This is a genomic window from Calothrix rhizosoleniae SC01 (assembly GCF_900185595.1).
GTDB lineage: Bacteria > Cyanobacteriota > Cyanobacteriia > Cyanobacteriales > Nostocaceae > Calothrix_A > Calothrix_A rhizosoleniae.
Genome location: NZ_FYBH01000414.1, coordinates 1 through 3,677 on the forward strand (window position 1 = coordinate 1; position 3,677 = coordinate 3,677).

The window sequence follows — 3,677 nt, forward strand, 5'->3', positions numbered from 1 at the left end:
TACAGAATTATTTGATTGGATTAGCTCTTTTGGTTATCCTCTCCAAAAGATATCTATTCAACAATTGCAAACAAAACTTAATGTAGCTGAAATTTCTACAGATAATCCACTATATCCTCTTATCCCTTACTTTATGGACAAACAAGAAAATGCTGCCAAAAATATTAACTTATTAGATTCATCAAATTCATTCCATTCCCAAGATAATTTCCAAAATACTCTGAGTCAATTAGCAGGTACATCAATCACCTGTCCCGCAGTAGATGAAAAACTACTTTCCACTTATTTCTCTTGGTTGATAGATAACGATTTTTTAGATGCTCCTCAACAAGTAATATCAAATCCCAATACAGTTTAGTTAAACATCAAAATAAACAATAGCGTAGGTTGGGTTGAGGCTCGAAACCCAACATTGTTAGGATTTTGTTGGGCTTCATTATTGCTCAATCCAACCTACAATTCTCTTTAACTGAACCGTATTGTCTCAAATCCGATAGCATCTGAATGATCAAAAACTGTAGAGACACAGAGGACACAAATTCAGAGAAAGAAAGGAAACAACAAATCATTCTGATACAAACGGAAACGAATATCAGGTGATCATATTCCTGAATTTAGCGAGAGAATTCAAAAATAAAAATTCAGCATACCCACTTTAATACTTTGACTTTCTAATAGACATCATCTAGACATCATCATGATAACTTTAGGAAAAGCAACACCCCAAGGAACCCAACGTTATAAAGAAAAACATCAACAAAATTGCGATCCAAATTATTTTCGTAATGCTGGTGATTTGTTTGTTAGTTCAATCGGTTTAGGAACCTGTCTGGGAAAAACTAACGAACAAACCAATACTTTAGTTGAAAATGCTGTAATTGAATCAGTACGTAGAGGGGTTAACCTAATTGATACCGCTATTAGCTATCGCCACCAAGAAGGAGAACGTAGTGTAGGAAAAGGTATTCGTCAACTTTTAGAATTACAAGTAGCTTCAAGAGATGAAATTATTGTTACAAGTAAAGGAGGTATTCTTCCTTATGCAAAAGGAACCAGAAGAAAATCATTCTATCAAGAGTATGTCAAGACAGGTAAATATGATATTAAAATGACCGATTTAATCGGAAAAAGATACTGTATACATCCGCAATATATCCAAGATCAACTTAATCGCAGTTTGACAAACTTGGGATTGGAAACAATTGATATATACTTTATCCATAACCCAGAAAGGCAACTTTTTTCTATGGGGCGAGATAAATTTTATGCTCGTTTAAAATCAAGTTTTGAAGTCCTAGAAAAAGCCGCTGATGCAGGAAAAATTTCAGCTTACGGAATTGCGACTTGGGAGGGTTTTCGCTCATCTCCTAGCTCGAATCTTTATTTGAATTTATCAAAAATTAAAAATTTAGCAAAAGAAGCCGCAGGTACAAAACAAGACCGATTTCATTTTATTCAACTTCCTATTAACCTCGCAATGTCGGAAGCTCTACTAATGAAAAATCAAACATTAGATGGAGAACAACTAACTATTTTAGAAGCTTGCGATCGCTTAAATATTTTACCCGTAGCCAGCAAATCTTTATCTCAAACGCGCTTCGTTGGTAAAATCTCTTCTAATATTACCAAAGATTTGGGCGAAAACTTACAAACAGACTGCCAACGCGCCCTGCAATTTACTCGCAGTGCACCCTCTCTTCTTTGTGCTCTTGTTGGGATGAAAACTGTACAACATATTGAAGAGAACTTAATGCTTAAAACTGTTCCTACCTTAGAGAGAAAAATTTTTGCAGATTTTATACTTACAAATAGTGAATGGCTTGAAAGCATTAAACATAGAAACTTATTAAAGGGAATATTGTACAATGTAAAAAAATCTTTGGGTTTGAAAGTGAGTTAATTTATGACCAAAAAATAAGCACAGATACAAGGTACCGGATTTATCCGTAGAGAAAAACAAACATTCCCATCATTATCTCAAGCCTCTGGCTTTAGGCATGAGACCAATCCAAAATCCAAAATCCGAAATATAAAATTGAATGGCATCATTAAACTATACTTCATCGTTACAATGTTACCAACCATTATCTCAAGCTTCTATGCGCTTGTTCTGTTTTCCTTATGCTGGCGGTAGAGCTTTAATTTATCGTTCCTGGGCAAAAAGTTTACCCACAAATATAGAAGTTTGTGCTATCGAACTCCCAGGAAGAGGAAGTCTTTTAAAAGAAACTCCATTTACTCAAATGGAACCACTTATAGAGACAATCGCCCAAATTATTTTACCAAAATTAGATAAGCCATTTGCTTTATTTGGTCATAGTATGGGGGCATTAGTAAGCTTTGAACTTGCTAATTTACTCCTTCATAAATATGGTATAAAACCAGCTCATTTATTTATTTCCGCCCGTCGAGCTCCACAAATTATTTCTAAGGAGCCTCCAGTTTATTCCTTACCAGAACCAGAATTTATTGCAGAGCTGCATCGTCTTAATGGTACTTCTCAAGAAATATTGGCAAATAAAGAATTAATGCAATTATTCCTACCAATTTTACGGGCGGATTTTGAAGTTCTTGAAACCTATACTTATCGACCATTACCTCCTTTAGAATGTCCCATTACTGCTTTTGGAGGCTTATCCGATCCTGAAGCTAATATAAATGAATTAGAAGCTTGGGCTAAACAAACAAAGAGTACTTTCTCACTCAAGATGTTCCAAGGCGACCATTTTTTTATACATTCGGCTCAATCGCAATTACTTGAATTTCTAAATCAATTTTTGCACCCACATTCCGCAGGTTAAATTAATAAGCTTTTTATTGTTATAACTCAGTTATAACAAGGCTTTCAGACATTCAGCGAATATGGATGCACAAGAGTAATACTCCCAAAGTTAGCTCTACTGTAGGTAAAAACCGGAGTAGTATTTGACAATAGTATCAATAAACAATTATTTGGCGATTATTAAAAATACTGAGAAGTTTTTCTCTACGTGCGGAATGTGGGTTTGAACGCAAACTACATAACGGGACTTAAACAAAAATAATTTGTATCACTAATTAGGGCTTGCTGTTCGCGGAGCGTGCCGTTAGGCATAAAAGTCTTTTGGTGGGGGTAGGGAGTAGGGAGTAGTTCCAGCCTCTTTATTTCTATTTTTTTTGCCATCAAAAATAACAGATGCAAGGATTTTAAACCTAAAATCCTAATTTCCTTGCACGCCCTTCCCCAATAAAATAGCCTCAAAGCATTGATAAATCAATATTTTTTAGTTATTCAGCAGACCCTAATTATCTAAGGTTAATACATCATATTGTAAATTTTGATTGCCGACACTATCCAAAAACAAAAATATCTCCTGAACAATAATTTAAAAACTTTTTAGCAAGATTTCCAGAAATTGCAATTCAGTTTGAGAATGCAAAACCAGTTCGTAATTGCGTATCAACAGATCGCCTACAATATTTATCATATTCATGTGCGAGGGAAAGATTTTATCAATTACCCCATGTAACAGTATTTGTTGATCCACTTTATTATTTTGGCTTAGTAAATAGTTGCACAATTATTATTCCTCTATTACTTATTATCTAATCATCATGGCCACCCAGAATGATATTTTTCGGTTTTGGCAAAAGTTTATCCAGTTGATTCATACTTCAAGTCTTTGGGGTGATAATCT

The 3,677-nt window shown here is 34.5% G+C and carries 2 protein-coding genes and 1 pseudogene; all 3 read left to right on the forward strand.

Going from position 1 to position 3,677, the window contains the following annotated elements:
- Window positions 1-358 (forward strand): annotated as a pseudogene (locus tag CALSC_RS26800) (hypothetical protein); the annotation flags it as partial.
- A 339-nt stretch (window positions 359-697) separates the two neighbouring features.
- Window positions 698-1,900, forward strand: coding sequence for an aldo/keto reductase (locus tag CALSC_RS24690; protein WP_088243856.1), 1,203 nt, complete (start codon window positions 698-700; stop codon window positions 1,898-1,900).
- A gap of 139 nt (window positions 1,901-2,039) precedes the next feature.
- Window positions 2,040-2,801, forward strand: coding sequence for a thioesterase II family protein (locus tag CALSC_RS24695; RefSeq protein ID WP_088243857.1), 762 nt, complete (start codon window positions 2,040-2,042; stop codon window positions 2,799-2,801).
- The last annotated feature ends 876 nt before the right edge of the window (window positions 2,802-3,677 follow it).

Coding starts and splice junctions, on each gene's coding strand:
- CALSC_RS24690 (WP_088243856.1), top strand. CDS start 698: ATGATAACTTTAGGAAAAGCAACACCCCAAGGAACCCAACGTTATAAA.
- CALSC_RS24695 (WP_088243857.1), top strand. CDS start 2,040: ATGGCATCATTAAACTATACTTCATCGTTACAATGTTACCAACCATTA.